Below are 15,756 nucleotides of genomic sequence, written 5' to 3'. Positions count from 1 at the left end.
GTTACGCCTGTGCGGTCGGCCGGACCACGATGTCATTGACATCCACGGTGGCCGGCTGGCCGATCGCGAAGGCTATCGCCTCGCTGATCGCCTCCGGCGGGATCGCCAACCGCTCCTTGACGGCGTTGACTTCTGCCCGGATCCGGTCGTCCGGCACCGCGTCGACGAAGTCGGTCCGTACGAAACCGGGCGAGACCACGGTGACCCTCAGCTGCTCGCCGGCCTCCTTCCGCAAGCCCTCGGAGAGGGTGCGCACCGCGTTCTTGGTCGCCGCGTACACGGCCTGGTTGGGCACGATCTGCAGCCCGGCGGTGGAGACCACATTCACCAGGTGCCCGCTCCGCTGCTCGCGGAACACCGGCAGGGCGGCCGCGATGCCATAGAGCACGCCCTTGAAGTTGACGTCCACCATCGCCTCCCACTCCTCGACGCGCAGGTCGTCGAGCGGGGAAATCGGCCCGATGCCGGCGTTGTTGACCAGGACGTCCAAGCGGCCGAAGCGTTCCCGGGCGAGACCGACCAGAGCCGTGAGGTCCGCCCGGCGCGTCACATCCGTGGCCGTGCAGGCCGCTTGCCCGCCATTCGCCTCGATCCGGGCCACCAGGTCCCGCAGTCGGTCCGCGCGGCGCGCGCCGAGCACGACCCGGGCTCCGCGTTCGGCCAACAACAGGGCGGTGGCCTCGCCTATGCCGCTGCTGGCGCCGGTGATGGCCACCACCTTGCCGTCGATTCCCGACATGGGAGCCCCTCTCCACTCGAACAGTGATCAATGACAACTGTTCGATCATGACATGGTGGCGCCGTCCCGGGCCAGGGCCATCACCATCTCCCAGGGGCCCCACCCCGGTTTAGCCGTGGAGCGAACCGGGGCAGCACCTCAGCACACCGTGCAACTCCATGGGCCGGCCTGCACATCAGCATCATCACGCGCCCGACTCCCCTCCCTCGGAGCAGCCTTGACACGCCATCCCGCACCCCTTGTGGTCATATCCCCCCACTTCGACGACGCCGCCCTCTCCCTGGGCGGCTATCTGGGCCGGCTCGACCGCCCCAAGAGCGTGGTGACCGTGCACGGCGGACCCCCGGCCGACCACGCCGCCGCCTCCGCCTGGGACGCGGCCTGTGGCTTTGTCTCCGGCGCCGAGGCACATGCGGCCCGGCTGGCCGAAGACGCCCGTTCCTGTGCCCTGTTGGGCGCGGAGCAGATCGCGCTGCCGCATCCGGACGGGCCCTACGCACCGGGGGCGCGGCTGACGGCGCTGGCGGAGTTCCTGGCGGAGCTGGATCCGGCGGCCGAGGTGCTGGTGCCGATGGGTACGGACCAGCGGGACCATCAGGCGGTACGGGACCAGGCCCTGGCCGCGCTCGCCGCGGCCGGACGGCGGTTGCCGCTGGTCTACGCGGACCTGCCGTACTCCGGTGCGGTAGCCGAGTGGGGGACGGAGGCGGCGGAGGCGGCGCTGGCCGGGGACGAGGTCTGCGGGCGGGCCTATCGCGACCTCGCGGGCGGATACCGGCTGCGGCCGGTGCACAACATCCGGCTCGACGAGCGGGAATGGGCCGTCAAACGCGCGGCGGTGCTGTGCCATGGCTCCCAACTTGCCACCCTGGCCGTAAAACACGGCGGGTACCTGCGTTATCCCGGGCCACTGCAGGCGGAGTTGGTCTGGGAGCTGGCACCCGGGACAACTGCCTTGCCAGCCGGGCAACTTGGCAATGAGACGGCAATCTTGGCTGAAACCGGACTGTGACAACCCTGCGGACCGATGCAAAGCTGTACAACACATCGACCGGCAACACCGACCGGCATATCCATACGGTGACAGCCCCCCTAACTGGCCGAGTTCTGAAAAGACAAGGCGAGATACCCTGTGGCAACATCCGTTAACGCCTACGCCGTTCCCGCACCTCGATCCCCCCTCGCCCCCACGACCATCCAGCGCCGTTCGCCGCGTGCGCACGATGTCCTGATCGAGATCAGATACGTCGGCATCTGCCATTCCGATGTGCATGAGGTGCGCGGGGAATGGGAAGGCGGCATCTTTCCCATGGTGCCGGGGCATGAGATCACGGGCATCGTCCGCGGGACCGGCCCGGATGTGACCCGTTACCGGAACGGTGACCGGGTGGGCGTCGGAGTGTTCGTGGACTCCTGCCGCAAGTGCGCCAACTGCCGGGCGGGGCGGGAACAGTACTGCGCCGAGGGCATGACCAACACCTATAACGCCATCGGCCGGGATGGTGAACCCACCTACGGCGGTTACAGCACCCATATCGTCGTCGACGAGAACTATGTGCTTCGCATTCCGGAGGCGCTTCCCCTCGATGCGGCGGCACCCTTGCTGTGTGCCGGGATCACCCTTTACTCCCCGCTCAGGCACTGGGGTGCCGGGCCCGGGCGGCGGGTCGCCATCCAGGGGATGGGCGGGCTGGGCCACACCGGGGTCATGCTGGCCCATGCCCTGGGCGCGGAGGTCACCGTGCTGAGCCGGTCGCCGGGCAAGCGCGACGACGCGCTGCGCCTGGGGGCCCACCACTTCCGTCCGACCACCGACCCGGCCGTCTTCGAGGAACTGGCCGGCTCCTTCGACCTGGTCATCAACACCGTTTCCGCCGTGGCCGATCTCAATTCCTGTCTCCGGCTGCTGAGAACCGATGCCACCCTGGTCAGTGTGGGACTTCCGGGCACCCCCGTACCCCTTGACCTCAGCGCCCTGGTCCCCGGCCGCAAAAGGCTGGCCGGCTCGATGATCGGGGGCATCGCGGAAACCCAGGAGATGCTCGACTTCTGTGCCGCGCACGGTATTCGAGCGGAGGTCGAGGTCATCTCCGCCGGGCAGCTCAACGCGGCCTATGACCGGGTGGCCGACGGAGCCGTGCGCTATCGCTTCGTCATCGACGCCGCGTCATTCAACGCGCCCCTCGACATGTCGCGCTGACCTGTCATCCGCCGCGTGACCATCGCACCGACTTTCTTCCTGTGAGGGAATCACCATGAAGGACAGTGCCGCACCGCAGACCTACCATGCCGCCGCCCCCAGCAACCGGCCCGGACTGCCGATCGTAAGCCTGGACCAGGCCCACTCGCCGCAGAAGGTCCTCGCGCACGGCGACCTGTTGCGGCGCTTTGTGGCGGGCCAGGAGATCCGGCCCATCCATATGCGCATCGGCATCATGGGCGCCTGCAATATGCGCTGCAATTTCTGCAACTTCCACTCGCCCAACGAGGAGCAGTTCTACGACCTGTTCTCCTTCAAGGACTCCATTCCCAAGGACAAGGCCATCACCCTGCTGCGGCAGTTCGCGGAGAACGACGGCCGGGCGGTGACCTTCTGCGGCAGCGGCGAGTGCACCATCCACCCCGGCTATGTGGACATCTGCCGGGCCGGGCACCAGGCGGGGCTGCGCATCGGGCTGATCACCAATGGTTCGCGGCTCGGCCGGCCCGCGCTGGCCGAGTGTGTGGCGCAAACCCACACCTGGGTGCGAATCGGCCTCAACGCCGGCACCGAGGCCACCTTCAACGACATCACCCGGGACCGGGAGCAGACCTTCGCCTCCTTCCTCAGCACCGTGGGCCGGCTGCGTGCCGCCGCGGCGGACCCCGACTTCCGCATTGGCTTCAACTATGTGATCACCCTGCAGAACCATCGGGAGATCATGGCGGCCGCCCGGGTGGCCAAGGAGTCCGGGGCGCACTATGTGCGGTTCGAGCCGGAGTTCTACAGCGCCATGGGGCACGAGACCATCGAGGACGCCATGCCCGACATCGCGGCCACCCTCGGCGAGGCGGCCCGGCTGTCCGACGCGGACTTCGAGGTCTCGGTACCCAAGCTCGACCGGGGCCCGATGGACCAAGTGGAGGCCGTGGAGGGCGACTTCGACAAGTGCCACTACAGCCGGTTTGTCACCGCGGTCGGCGCCGACGGCAATCTCTACCCCTGCCCCCAGGTGCACCTCAACAGCCGGTACCGCATCGGCAACGTACTGGAGGAGGGGTACGCCGAGGTGCTGGAGGGCGGGCCCCGCGCGGAGTGGGAGGCGTCCAACCCGATGCGCACCGACCTGTGCAAGTCCTGCTTCTACCGGCCGCAGAACGAGCTGCTGGAGCTGCTGCAGCAGGGCCGGATCCACCTGGACGAGGCCCTGGACTCCTACCGGGTGGAGGTTCCCAGCACCCTGCACGCGGACTTCGTCTGAGTTCGCGGCCCACCGTCCCCGCGTCCCGCAGTCCGGCGACCCACGAAGAGCAAAGGGCACATGCAGATCCATCGACTGAATCAACTCCTGGCATCCGAGCGGCCCTTGCGCTTCGTTCCCGGTACGCCGGCCGAACACCGGTCCTGGTCCGGGCGGGTCAGGGACATGGTGGACCGACTGGCGCGGGCCAACCCCCAGCCGCCGGCCGTCGCCGCGTCCGAGACCGTCATCCGCGACGGCCTCAGCCGTGAGCAGCTGTTGTTCCACAGCGAGGGCCGGGGCCGGTTCCATGGCACGGTGCTGGCTCCGGCCCGGCCGGGGCGCCATCCGGCGGTCCTCGTGCTGGCCGGGAAGAACGCCCGGCTGGACATGGTCACCGGCACCGAGCCACCGGACTTCCCGGACCGCAATATGGCCGAGCATCTGGCCAGGGCCGGCTTCACCACGCTGACCTTCGACTACGGCATCGACGCCGGTCTGGACTCCGGCCGGCTGGCCGGCCGTCCCGAAGGCGCCCTGCTGGCCCATGCCTTCGCGCTGCGCGGCCACAGTCTGCTGGGCTCGCTGCTGAGTGACGCGCTGGCCGCGCTGGCCTGGCTGCGCGGCCATCCCCGGGCGGACGCCCAACGCACCGGGATCTTCGGCCACAGCCTCGGCGGGGCCATCGCCCTGCACACCGCGCTGCTGTCACCACAGCCGCTGCCGGTGTGTGTGGCCAGTCATCTCGGCGGATATCCGGCCCTGTTCACCCGCCTGCTCACCGGCTACGAGGGCGCGGTGCTGCCGGGCATCCTGGAGTACGCCGATCTGCCCGACCTGTTCGCCGCCCTGGCGCCCGCCCCCTTGCACCTGCAGTACGGGCTCGACGACCGCTGGCTGGACCCGGCGGACGCCCGCCGGGCCGCGGAAACGGTCCGGCGGGCTTATGCGGCGGCCGGGGCCGGGGACCGGGTGGAGGTGCTGGAGCTCGCCATGGGCCATGGCACGGATCCGGGCCTGGCGGCCGGGTTCTTCGCCCGCGCCCTGGAGCGGCCGGTCGCGGACCCGGCGCCGGTGCCCGCCCAGCTGATCCGCTTCCACGCCGAGGAACGGCGCAGGGTACTGGACGGGGTGGACCAGGCCCTGGCCTCCGGGGTACTCACCCAGGGGCCCCAGGTGGCCCGGTTCGAGTCCCTGACCCGGGACTGGACGGGGCGGGAGGGCGTCGCGCTCAACTCGGGCGCGGCCGCGCTGGAGATCGCCCTGCGTGTCCTGGGGGTGGCCGGCCGGACGGTGCTGATACCCGTCAACACCTTCTTCGCCACCGCGGCGGCCGCGGTACGGGCCGGGGCGGCGGTGCGGTTCGTCGACCTGGAGCTGGACGGCCTGGGCATGGATCCCGCGGCGCTGCGCGAGGCGCTCGACCGCCACCGGGAGGTGGCGGCGGTGATCCCGGTGCACATTGGCGGCGTCATCTCCCCCGCGCTGGACGAGGTGTTGGCGGAGTGCCGGGACCGGGGGGTGCCGGTGCTGGAGGACGCGGCACATGCCCTGGGCAGCACGCTCGACGGGCGGCCGGCCGGTGCCCTGGGCCGGTTGGGCGCGTTCTCGTTCTTCCCCACCAAGGTGGCCACCAGTGGTGAGGGCGGTCTGCTCACCGGCGCCGACCCGGATCAGCTGGAGCAGGCGCGGCGCTGGCGGGACCATGGCAAGACCGCCCCGGGCTCCACCCTGCACGACCGGCCCGGCGGCAACTGGCGGATGAGCGAACTGCACGCCGCGCTGGGCAATACGGACCTGGAACGCTTCGGCACCACCCTGGAGGCCCGCCGCGCGCTGGCTGCACGCTATGACACGCTGCTCAGGGAAGTGCCGGGCGTCCGGCCGTATGCCGTGCCCGCCCAAGTGGCCTGCAACTTCTACAAATACCTGGTCTTTCTGGACCGGCCGGTGGACCGTGCGGAGCTGAAGAACCGGCTGCGTGAGCGGCATGGGGTCTCGGCGGCCGGTGAGGTGTACGACACCCTGCTGTGCGACCAGCCTTTCTTCGCCGGGGTGCCGGCCGGGGAGTTCCCCAGGGCCCGCTGGTTCGCCGGGCGTCATCTGGCGCTGCCCGTCTATCCCGCCATGACCGAGGCCGAGCAGCTTCGTGTGGTGGCGGCGCTGCGAAGCGAGCTCTTATGACCGGCGAGGACCCGCTGATACCGGCGTTCCGCCGGGGAGCCTGGCAGCCCTCGCTGGACACCGCCCCGCTGCCCGGGGACACCGGTCTGCGGCTGGCACTGGTCCCCGAGGTGGTGGCCGCCGCCGACCGGCGGTGGTGGCAGGCCCAAGTGGCCGCCCTGCCCGGCGGCTTCGATGCCGGTGCGCGGCGCAAGCTGCTGGCGGCGGCCCTGGAGCTGTTCGCCGGGGGAACCGTGACCGTACCCGGTCCCGGCCCGCAGAGCGCCCGGGACTTCCGCCGGGAGCTGTGGCGGACGGCCGGGCTTCCGGCGCCGCTGGTGGACCGCTGGTGCGGGCTGCTGCGGGACCGGGTGGCCCGGCAGGCGCCGGTGGCGGCCGATGACGCCCTGGTCCTGGTCTCGCTGCCCGGGAACACCTTCTGCTGTCTGGAGGCGGTGGCGGAACAGGCGGCCGCCGCCGGCGCGGTGTGGGCGCGTCCCAGCCGCCGGGAGCCGCTGTCCGCCGCCCGGCTGGTGGCGGCGCTGCTCCAGGTGGGCTGGCCGCCCGAGCGGCTGGGCTTCTACCCGTCCGGGCAGCAGGCGCTGCCCGGCCTCATCCGCCTGACACAACGCCAAGTCGTCTATGGCGGCGCCGGGTTGGCGGAGGCGATGGGTGACGCTCCTGGGCTGACGGTGCGCGGGCCGGGGCGTGGCTGTGCCCTGCTTCCGACGGGCTTCGGGATCGCCGAGGCGGTGGGCCGGCTGCTGCCGCTGGTGGTGGCTGACTCGGGGCGGTTCTGCAGCAATGTGCGCACCATCGTCTGCCCGGACGGGCCGGAGCGCGCCCGGGAGCTGGCCCAAGCGCTGGGCGCCGCGCTGGATTCGGTGCGTACCTCGCCGGCCGACCCCCGCTGGCCGCTCACCGCCAGCCGGGTGCCCGGAGAGGCCTGCCGGCTGGCCGAGGGGCTGCTGGGGCGGCTGCGTCCCGGGGACCGGCTGGTCACCCGGCGGCCGGTGGTGTGCCGGAGCGACGGCGGGGAATTCCTCGCCCCCGCCCTGGTGTTGCTCGCCGGGCCCGTCGGCATGACGGATCCGCACCCCCTGGTCGGGTATGAAGTCCCGTTCCCGTTCGCGGCGGTGGTCAGCGCCACCGCCGGTGAGGCCGGGGCGATCGCGGCCGGTTCCCTGTTCGTCCACCGGCTTTCCGCGGGAGGAGCACCATGACCGTCAGCTTCGCCACCCTGCCCGAGGTGCTGCGCCGGCGGGTTCCCGAGCTCGGTGTCGGTCTGGACGAGTGGACGCGGCGGATGATGCGCTGGCACTTCTCGCCCGGGACCGGCTCCCCGTTCTGGGTCTCCCGCCGTTCCTCACTGGGCTTCGATCCGATCGGGGATATCAACGGCTTTGCCGACCTGGCGCTGTTCGGGCTGTTCGACAAGGAGGAGCTGCGGGCCGCGTCCGCCCGGGATCTGCTGCCGCGCGGCTACCGGGACCGCCCGTTCCGGGTGTTCGAGACCGGGGGCACCACCGGCCGGCCGTGCCGGATCGTCAATGTCAGCAGGCTCTCCTATGACGTGGAGATCTACCGGACCGTGCTGGAGGCCCGGGGGGTCGCGGGCGGGGATGTGCTGGCGATGACGCCCGGCGGGCCGCATGCCTATGGGCACTTTGTGGAGGGTCTGGCGGACAGCTGGCGTGGCGCGGTGTTCGCCATCGACTTCGACCCGCGCTGGGTGAAGGCCGAGATCCGGGCCAAGGGCGGCGCCGACGCGTACACCGGCCATCTGGTGGCCCAGACCGAGACCCTGCTGGCGGCCGAGCGGCCCACCCTGCTGTTCACCACCGCCCAGTTGCTGCTGGCGCTGGCCATGCGGCTGCCCCGGCCGCTGAGCGACTACGGGCTGCGCGCGGTGTGCACCGGTGGCACTTCCTGCACCCCGGCCGAAGCCCAGTATCTGCGGGAGGAGCAGCTGGCCGGGGTGCAGTGGATCGACACCTATGGCAACACCCTGGTGGGTCATGCCCTGCAGGCCGACGCGCCGGACGGCGGTGCCCACTCGTACCATCTGCCGCCGCCCTTCGCGGTGTTGAAGGTGGTCGACCCGGACGATCCCTGGCGGGAGGTGGCGGTCGGGGAACGCGGCCGGGTACGGGCCACCACCCTGCTGGAGGACCTGTTCCTGCCCAACCTGCTGGAGCGGGACAGCGCCGTCCGGACCGGCCCGCATCCCTGGTTTCCCTGGGAGGGCGTCGCGGCGGTGCGGCCGTGGCGGGCCGTGGGCGAGGAAACCGCCGATGCCGTCGAAGGTGTGTACTGATTCCTACCGAGGACTGACGAGGAACCTCACCATGCTCCTGTCTTCCAATGGTCTTTCGCTGCCCTTCACCGAGGAACTCTTCACCCCGCTCCGGGACAGTTCGGCGCTGATCGGCGAGCCGGACGCCCTCAACGAGCGGTTATGGGCGGACGGTTGCCTGTATCTGCCCCAACTGCTGGACCGGTCCGATGTGCTGCAGCTGCGGGCCGCCTACTTCGGGCTCTTCGACGCCTCCTACTTCGCGCCGGGCACCATGGTGCGGGACGGGATCTTCTCCGGGCGTGTTCCGGTGGACCTGCCCGCCTATGGGGTCGCCGGGCACCCCGCCCACTCCTTTGTCCGCTCCGAGATCTTCCAGCGCTTCCTGGACAACCCGGTGCTGACCAAACTGGCCGAGGGCCTGCTGGGCGGCAGCACCGAGATGCTGCCCCGCCGGATACTGCGGCACTTCCACCGGGGGTCACGGCTGGCCTCCCGGGCGCATGTGGACTACGACTATATGGACCGGGGCTCACACCGGGTGCTGACCGCCTGGATTCCGGTGGGCGACTGCCCGCCGGCCACCGGCGGCCTGGTCTACCTGGAGAAGTCGCACACCCTGCCGGCCGAGGACTACGCACCGCTGCGCGGCATCACCGACCGCCCCCAGGACCGGCGGCCCATCAGCCATGACCTCCGGGAGACCGCGCACCGGCTCAACCGGCGCTGGATGTGGGCCGATTACCGGGCGGGGGATGTGATGGTGCATCTGCCCCACATCATTCATGCATCCTTGGACACGACCACCGATGCCATGCGGGTCTCCGTGGACACCCGGTTCGTCCGCGGCGGCGACCGGCCGGATCCGCGCTGGCTTCGTCCGTGGTCGGCGGATGACGGGGCCTGAACGCCCGTCTCCGCACGCCATATTGAGGGACGATTGGAGCCACCCCATGCACGGCCCCCGAGGGACCGACGCCAGGAAGCTGGCCGAGCGGCTGACCGCCCATGCCGTTCTGGCGCATGATCCGGCGGTACCCCAGATCGCCGCGGACTACTGGGAGTTGAGCGAGGCGCACTACCGTGCGGTGGACGCGCTGCTCACCGGTTTTCTGCACGGCCGGCCGGAGGCGCGCCCGCTCTACACCGCGCTGGTCACCGACACCGCGGACCTGGCTCCGCAGCACGCCCTGCGCGACCGGCTGACGGGGCTGCTCGAGGACGCGTCCGGGGAGGAGCGGGCGGAACTCTCGGCCGCGGTCGCCGAGGCCGACCGGCATATCTGGATCGACTATCACCTGGGCGCCGGGCACCGGGGCGGGCTTGCCGGAGGCGGCCTTCCCGAGGACGGGCTGCCCGGGGGCGGGGACGGTCCGGTGGCGGACTTCGGCCGGCGCGGCCGGGCAGACGCCCAGGTGCATGTGGTCATCCCGTTCCGGGACCGGGAGGGCGGCGGGCTGCGGACCCGTAACCTGCTGGCCTGTCTGCGGTCGCTGGCCGACCAGGAGGCGGGGGCCGCCCCCTGGGTGACGGTGGTGGAGACCGATGAGGTGCCGCGCTCCCGGGAGTTGCTGGCGCCGCTGGTCGACTCCTATGTGTTCGCCGAGAAGAGCGGCCTGTTCAACAAGTCCTGGGCGGTGAATGTGGGGGTGGCCGGCGCCCCGCACCCCTTCCCCTACACCTGTGTGCTGGACGCGGACATCCTGGTGGACCGCTCCTTCGTACGACGGAACACCGGGCGGATCGCGGGCGGCGGCCATGGCACCCATCTGCCGTTCCGCTGGTCCCTTTCGCTGGACGAGTCCTCCACCCTGGGGGCCCTGCGCATCCGCGCGGAACATGCCGATGTGCCCTATGAGGCGCTGCGCGGGCTGCTGTTGCGGGAACCGCCGGGCGGCTGTGTCTGGACCCGTACCGAGATCTTCGACAAGGTGGGCGGCTTTGACGAGCGCTATGAGGGCTGGGGCGGCGAGGACGACGATGTGATCGCCCGGCTGTCCGGTGCGGCGCCGGTGGTGCGCTTCGAGGACCCGCTGCTGCACCTCAACCATCCGCGTCCGCAGATGACCCGGGAGGGGCAGCCCTTCAACGCCCATATCGAGCCGCTGAGCTGGGCCCCGGAGCGCTATGGCGATCCGCTGAAGTTCACCGCGTCCCGAGCCTGACCGAGCGCCCGCCCTGGGCGCTGGACCGCCCGGCGGCGCTGATCACCTCGTCCACCAGGGCGGCGTCCGCCACCGGGCAGGCCGGGCGCCGCCCTTCCCGTACGGCCGCCAGGAAGTCGGCGATCAGCGGCAGATGGGGATTGTCCGCCAGCCCCTCGTCCAACGGGTCCAGGACCACGGCCGGTTCGCCGCCCATGATCTCGACCCGGTCCCGGGCGGGCGCTTCGTCCCACTCCGCCAGCAGCTGGGCACGCGTCCCCGAGGCCCAGCGCAGCCGCAGCTCCGCCCGGCGCTCGGCGCCCGCCGGGAAGGCGCGGTCCAGCCGGGCGGCGATCTCCAGCGGCCGGCCCAGCGCCATCAGCAGCAGGTCCAGGCGATGGCTTCCGGCGTCGGCGAGCACTCCGCCGCCGGACACCGCGGGGTCGGTGCGCCAGCCCATGGGGTGGCCGGGGCCCGGTGCGAAGGCACAGCGGAACTCCACCCGTACCTGCCGGGGTTCGGCCGTGCCCAGGTGGTGGCGCAGCAGGGCGGCGGCCGGTCCCAGCCGCCGGTAGTAGGCAACGGCCGCCAGCCGGCCGGCGCCCCGGGCGGCGTCGGCCAGGGCCTGCGGCAGATGGCCGGCCACGGGGGTGGCCACATAGACCGCGTCCACCCCGTCCAGCAGCCGCCCGAAGTCGTCACCGCTGCCGGGAATGCCGTGCCGGCCGGCGAGCCGGTCGGCGCGGCCGGCGTCCCGGCCCCAGAGGTGGACGGTCTCCTGGCCCAGAGCGTCCAGCGCGGGCAGCACCCGCCGCCGCACAATGTCGCCATAGCCGGCCACCCCCCATCTCATGGCTGGATCGCCACCTTGAGGACCTTGGGCGGCGGGCCGGCGAAGGGGGCCTGCTCCTGGTCGGGGTAGAGCACCCGGCTGGCCGACAACAGCTCGATGGCCTGCGGCAGTTCACTCAGCGGCAGCACATGGGTGAGGAGGGCGGAGAGGTTGAGCCGGCCGGCGCGGTGTGCGGCCAGGCGTTCGGCGACGGCCATCGCCTGGGCCCGGGCCACATCGGTGGGTTCGGCCGAGCTGTGCACCCGCAGGCCCTTGCGCTCCCAGGTGACCAGGTCCACGGTGACCTGGGTGTCGACATGGTGGGTGCCCAGCATGACCACCAGGCCGTTCTGCCGCACCAGCCGGACACCGGAGTTGAGGGTGGTGGGGGTGCCCACGGCGTCGATGGCCACATCGAAGTCGCCGCCCAGGGAGTCCAGTTCACCGGCGCTGCCGTCGACCCGGCGGCAGTGGTCGGCGCCCAGTTGGCGGGACCGCTCCAGCCGCCAGTCGTCCAGGTCCACGGCGGTCACCGAGGCGGCGCCGCGGGCCACCGCCATCTGCAGGGCCATCAGTCCCACCGGGCCCTGGCCGATGACGGCGACCCGGTCGCCCAGGCCGATGCCACGGGTGGCGTGTACGGCCAGCGGCAGCAGTTGCAGGATGGATCCCTGTGCGAAGGGGATGTCGTCCGGCAGGGCGCCCACACAGACCTCGCGGGCCAGCGCGTACTCGGCGTATCCGGTGGTCAGCGGGGTACGGACGAACACCCGTTGGCCGGGCCGGACTCGGGTGACCCCGGGGCCGGTGGACTCCACCACACCGGCGATCTCATGGCCGAAGCAGCCGGTGGCGCAGTGCTCGCGCAGGCCCCAGTAGTGGTAGTAGGCCAGGTCGCTGCGGTTGCACACGGTGCAGGAGCGGACGCGCACCAGGACTTGTAAGGGCCCGGGTTCGGGGACCGGGGCGTCCTCGTCGAGCCGGATCTCCCGGCGGCCGGTCAGGTCATAGCGGAGCATGGGCCTCCTCCTTGGTGAGTGGCGTGGTGATTCTTCCGGCGAGCACACAGGCGAGGCCCGCCACGGCGGCGACCACCGTGAAGACCAGGGCGAAGGCGCCCGCGTCCTGGCCGGGCCGGGTGTGTGCGGTGTTGAACACGGCCCCGCACAGGCCGATGAGCAGGACGCTGCACAGGCTGTCGGCCAGTTGCAGGGCCGCCGAGTTGGCGCCCTGCTGGTTGCGCTCCGACAGTTCCAGGGTGAGCACGCCCACTCCCGGCAGCAGCAGCCCCATGCCGAACCCGGCGAGCGCCAGGCCGAGGGCGGCGGTGACCGCCGGAGCTTCGCGGAGCACCCCGCCGATGGTCAGCACGGCGGCGCCGAAGTGCACCAGCGCGCCGATGGCCACCACCCGGCGGCGGGGTAGCCGCAGGCCCGGGCGGGCCTGGAGCCAGGAGGCGGCGGCCCAGGTGAGCGCCGCGCCGGTCAGCGAGGTTCCGGCGGCGGCCGGGGACAGCCGCCGTTCGTCGACCAGCATCAGGGGGATGAAGGACTCGGCGGTGAAGTAGGCGCCGGCCGCCACCCCGCGCAGCAGCACCAGGGCCGGAAGTCCCCCGCGGGCGCGCAGGGTTCCCCGGGGCAGCAGGGCACGCACACTGACCGCGACCAGGGCCAGGCCGCCGGCGGCGAAGGGCAGGGACCGCCAGCCGGGATCGGTCCCGGCGTACTGGAGCAGGCCCGCTCCGGCGGCCACGGTCAGGGCCGGGCGGATCCTGGCGGCCGGCCGGCCGGTGGCCTCCGGGGCGGGGGGAGGCAGGCGGCGCAGCGGCCGGGTGAACAGCAGGGTGGCGCCGGCGGCCAGGGCGGCGATGGCATGGAACACCCAGCGCCAGGAGGTGTGCTGGGCGATGGTGCCCACCACGGGCGGGCCCAGCATGGAGGGCAGGATCCAGCAGGCGGTGACCAGGGAGAACATTCTGGGGCGCAGGCTTGCGGGGTAGGCGCGGCCAACGACGGTGTAGAGGGCGACGGTTACCGCGCCGCCGCCGGCTCCCTGGATGCAACGGCCCAGCAGGAACGGGAGGATGGTGGTGGCCAGGCCGGCGGCCAGGGCGCCCAGGGCGAGGCAGGCCAGGCCGGCGTAGAGGACGGGGCCCGGCCCCGTGCGGTCGGCGCGGTCGCCGCCGACGACGGTGCCGACGATGCCGGCGGTGAGGCAGCCGCCGAAGACCAGGGCGTAGAGGGAGAGTCCGTCCAGGTCCCGCACCGCGGTCGGCATCACGGTGCCCAGGGCCAGTTCGGTGAGGGCGACCAGGGCGAACACCGAGGCCACGGCGGTGGTGCAGGACCGGTAGGGGCGGGAGAACAGGCCGGTTGACGGCTCCGGTAACGGCTCGGGGTCCATCGCTTCCCTCCAACGGCCGGACGGTCAGCGGGATTTGATCTTTCCTGGGCGAGGCTCGCACAGGCGTCCAAGCGGCGTCAACGGGCCCGTGCCGGGGCGGCCGGAATGCGGCCGACCGATCTTGACACCTCCATTGGTATAGGCCAATCTCCCTGTAACGGGGCCTCACTTGACCTGCTCGGCTCCCCCGCTCCCACCCCACCGGAGGTAACCAGTCATGCTGGCCAGCGGTCACAGCGAGGAACTCACCAGGCTGAGCAACGCGGTTCTGCAACCGGGCTTCGAGGGCACCGAGGCCCCGGACTGGGTACGCCGCCGGATCGGCGAGGGACTGGCCGCGGTGGTCCTCTTCGGCCGCAATATCGCCGGTCCCGAACAGGTCGCCCGCCTCACCGCGTCGCTGCGCGCGGAGAACCCCGACCTGATCGTGGCCATCGACGAGGAGGCCGGCGATGTCACCAGGCTGGAGGCCTGGACCGGCGCCTCCCGGCCCGGCAACCTCGCCCTGGGCGCGGTGGACGACACGGCCCTCACCGAGTCCGTCGCCCAGGACATCGGCCGTGAACTGCGCGCGGCGGGCGTCACCCTGGACTACGCGCCCAGCGTCGACGTCAACTCCAATCCGCTCAACCCGGTGATCGGGGTGCGCTCCTTCGGCGCCACCACCGGCCTGGTGTCCCGGCACACCGCCGCCTGGGTACGGGGTCTGCAGTCCGCCGGGGTCGCCGCCTGCGCCAAGCACTTCCCCGGCCACGGGGACACCGCCGTGGACTCCCACCACGGCCTTCCCCGGGTCACCGCCTCCCTGGAGGAACTGGCCGCCACCGCGCTGCCGCCCTTCACCGCCGCCATGAAGGCGGGCGTACGGGTGGTGATGACCGGCCACCTGCTGGTGCCCGCCCTTGACGCGGACCTCCCGGCCACCCTCAGCCGGCGGGTCCTGGACGAGCTGCTGCGCGGCGAGCTCGGCTTCGACGGCCTGGTGGTCACCGACGGCATCGAGATGAGCGCGGTCTCCGGCCGCTATGGCATCGACGGGGCCACGGTACGGGCGGTGGCCGGGGGCGCCGACGCGGTGTGCGTCGGCGGCGAGAGCGCCAAGGAGTCCACCACCGAGCTCCTGGCTTCCGCCCTGGCCCGGGCCGTCATGGACGGCTCGCTGCCCGAGGAGCGGCTGGCCCGGGCCGCCGCCCGGGTGGCCGAGTTCGCCGCCTGGTCCCGGCAACTGCGGCAGGCGGCCGCCACCGGCCCCGCCACCACCGGGATCGGCCTGGTCGCCGCCCGCCGGGCCGTCCAGGTCATCTCCCGCCCCGGCACGGCCCTCCCGCTCACCGCCGACCCCCATGTGGTGGAGCTGGTGCCCACCTCCACCCTGGCCATCGACCGGCAGACCCCCTGGGGCGTGGCGGCCCCGCTGCGGGACCTGCGCCCCGGCACCACCTCGGTCCGCCTCACCCACCCCGACCTGGGCGAACAAACCCTGCGCGAGGACGCCCTGGCCCCGGCGGCCGGGCGGCCGCTGGTCATCGTGGTCCGCGACGCCGCCCGCCATGCCTGGATGTCCCGGGCCGCCGAACGGCTGCTGCGCGACCGTCCGGACGCGGTGGTCGTCGAAATGGGCGTCCCCGGCACCCCGCTGCCCGCCGCGGTCTACCTGGCCACCCATGGCGCGACCCGGGTCTCGGGCCAGGCCGCGGCGGAGCTCCTGGCGGGAGCGCCGGCCTGAGCCGCGCCTCGCC

Annotated in this window: 13 protein-coding genes; 9 read left to right on the top strand and 4 right to left on the bottom strand. The window is 72.2% G+C overall.

Features of this window, described 5'->3' with window-relative positions:
* Position 1: 1 nt before the first annotated feature.
* Positions 2 to 739, bottom strand: a complete 738-nt coding sequence (locus ACIHFE_RS19935) for an SDR family oxidoreductase (protein WP_400108327.1) — start codon at positions 737 to 739, stop codon at positions 2 to 4.
* Positions 740 to 956: 217 nt separating this feature from the next.
* Between ACIHFE_RS19935 and ACIHFE_RS19930 the strand changes: the two genes are divergently transcribed.
* The 8 genes from ACIHFE_RS19930 (at position 957) to ACIHFE_RS19895 (ending at position 10,803) form a co-directional block, all read left to right on the top strand.
* Complete coding sequence (locus ACIHFE_RS19930; RefSeq protein WP_400108325.1) at positions 957 to 1,751, top strand: PIG-L family deacetylase; 795 nt, start codon at positions 957 to 959, stop codon at positions 1,749 to 1,751.
* Between the two features lie 120 nt (positions 1,752 to 1,871).
* Entirely contained in the window at positions 1,872 to 2,939 is a 1,068-nt protein-coding gene (locus tag ACIHFE_RS19925) for an NAD(P)-dependent alcohol dehydrogenase (RefSeq protein WP_400108323.1), read from the top strand.
* A 55-nt stretch (positions 2,940 to 2,994) separates the two neighbouring features.
* Positions 2,995 to 4,200, top strand: coding sequence for a radical SAM protein (locus ACIHFE_RS19920; protein WP_400108321.1), 1,206 nt, complete (start codon positions 2,995 to 2,997; stop codon positions 4,198 to 4,200).
* Positions 4,201 to 4,260: 60 nt separating this feature from the next.
* Positions 4,261 to 6,363: a DegT/DnrJ/EryC1/StrS family aminotransferase gene (locus tag ACIHFE_RS19915; protein ID WP_400108319.1), complete on the top strand. Its 2,103-nt coding sequence runs from the start codon at positions 4,261 to 4,263 to the stop codon at positions 6,361 to 6,363.
* Positions 6,360 to 7,565: a hypothetical protein gene (locus ACIHFE_RS19910; RefSeq protein WP_400108317.1), complete on the top strand. Its 1,206-nt coding sequence runs from the start codon at positions 6,360 to 6,362 to the stop codon at positions 7,563 to 7,565. Before ACIHFE_RS19915 ends, ACIHFE_RS19910 begins: the two co-directional genes overlap by 4 nt.
* A complete protein-coding gene (locus ACIHFE_RS19905; RefSeq protein ID WP_400108315.1) occupies positions 7,562 to 8,659 on the top strand; it encodes a hypothetical protein in 1,098 nt (365 codons plus the stop codon). Before ACIHFE_RS19910 ends, ACIHFE_RS19905 begins: the two co-directional genes overlap by 4 nt.
* Before the next feature lie 31 nt (positions 8,660 to 8,690).
* Positions 8,691 to 9,545 (top strand): phytanoyl-CoA dioxygenase family protein, encoded by an 855-nt coding sequence (locus tag ACIHFE_RS19900; protein ID WP_400108314.1) that lies wholly within the window; start codon positions 8,691 to 8,693, stop codon positions 9,543 to 9,545.
* A gap of 46 nt (positions 9,546 to 9,591) precedes the next feature.
* A complete protein-coding gene (locus ACIHFE_RS19895; RefSeq protein WP_400108312.1) occupies positions 9,592 to 10,803 on the top strand; it encodes a galactosyltransferase-related protein in 1,212 nt (403 codons plus the stop codon).
* On the opposite strand, the gene ACIHFE_RS19890 is transcribed toward ACIHFE_RS19895, so the two are convergent.
* Genes ACIHFE_RS19890 through ACIHFE_RS19880 form a run of 3 tightly spaced genes read right to left on the bottom strand, consistent with a single transcriptional unit; the run spans position 10,784 to position 14,017 of the window.
* Positions 10,784 to 11,635, bottom strand: a complete 852-nt coding sequence (locus ACIHFE_RS19890; RefSeq protein ID WP_400108310.1) for a Gfo/Idh/MocA family protein — start codon at positions 11,633 to 11,635, stop codon at positions 10,784 to 10,786. The genes ACIHFE_RS19895 and ACIHFE_RS19890 overlap by 20 nt on opposite strands.
* On the bottom strand, positions 11,632 to 12,633 hold the full coding sequence (locus tag ACIHFE_RS19885) for a zinc-binding dehydrogenase (protein ID WP_400108308.1): 1,002 nt from the start codon (positions 12,631 to 12,633) through the stop codon (positions 11,632 to 11,634). The genes ACIHFE_RS19890 and ACIHFE_RS19885 overlap by 4 nt, the downstream gene beginning before the upstream one ends.
* Positions 12,620 to 14,017, bottom strand: coding sequence for an MFS transporter (locus ACIHFE_RS19880; protein ID WP_400108306.1), 1,398 nt, complete (start codon positions 14,015 to 14,017; stop codon positions 12,620 to 12,622). The genes ACIHFE_RS19885 and ACIHFE_RS19880 overlap by 14 nt, the downstream gene beginning before the upstream one ends.
* Before the next feature lie 217 nt (positions 14,018 to 14,234).
* On the opposite strand from ACIHFE_RS19880, the gene ACIHFE_RS19875 reads away from it, so the two are divergent.
* Complete coding sequence (locus ACIHFE_RS19875; RefSeq protein WP_400108304.1) at positions 14,235 to 15,743, top strand: glycoside hydrolase family 3 protein; 1,509 nt, start codon at positions 14,235 to 14,237, stop codon at positions 15,741 to 15,743.
* Positions 15,744 to 15,756: the final 13 nt, after the last annotated feature.

Origin of the sequence: Streptomyces sp. NPDC052396 (assembly GCF_044593195.1) — a bacterium.
In the GTDB taxonomy this organism is placed as follows: Bacteria; Actinomycetota; Actinomycetes; order Streptomycetales; family Streptomycetaceae; genus Streptomyces.
Note: the sequence above shows the minus strand (reverse complement) of the source record. Positions and strands in the feature narration are given on the sequence as shown.

Coding starts and splice junctions, on each gene's coding strand:
- ACIHFE_RS19875 (WP_400108304.1), top strand. CDS start 14,235: ATGCTGGCCAGCGGTCACAGCGAGGAACTCACCAGGCTGAGCAACGCG.
- ACIHFE_RS19900 (WP_400108314.1), top strand. CDS start 8,691: ATGCTCCTGTCTTCCAATGGTCTTTCGCTGCCCTTCACCGAGGAACTC.
- ACIHFE_RS19890 (WP_400108310.1), bottom strand. CDS start 11,635: ATGAGATGGGGGGTGGCCGGCTATGGCGACATTGTGCGGCGGCGGGTG.
- ACIHFE_RS19905 (WP_400108315.1), top strand. CDS start 7,562: ATGACCGTCAGCTTCGCCACCCTGCCCGAGGTGCTGCGCCGGCGGGTT.
- ACIHFE_RS19895 (WP_400108312.1), top strand. CDS start 9,592: ATGCACGGCCCCCGAGGGACCGACGCCAGGAAGCTGGCCGAGCGGCTG.
- ACIHFE_RS19920 (WP_400108321.1), top strand. CDS start 2,995: ATGAAGGACAGTGCCGCACCGCAGACCTACCATGCCGCCGCCCCCAGC.
- ACIHFE_RS19910 (WP_400108317.1), top strand. CDS start 6,360: ATGACCGGCGAGGACCCGCTGATACCGGCGTTCCGCCGGGGAGCCTGG.
- ACIHFE_RS19885 (WP_400108308.1), bottom strand. CDS start 12,633: ATGCTCCGCTATGACCTGACCGGCCGCCGGGAGATCCGGCTCGACGAG.
- ACIHFE_RS19915 (WP_400108319.1), top strand. CDS start 4,261: ATGCAGATCCATCGACTGAATCAACTCCTGGCATCCGAGCGGCCCTTG.
- ACIHFE_RS19880 (WP_400108306.1), bottom strand. CDS start 14,017: ATGGACCCCGAGCCGTTACCGGAGCCGTCAACCGGCCTGTTCTCCCGC.
- ACIHFE_RS19935 (WP_400108327.1), bottom strand. CDS start 739: ATGTCGGGAATCGACGGCAAGGTGGTGGCCATCACCGGCGCCAGCAGC.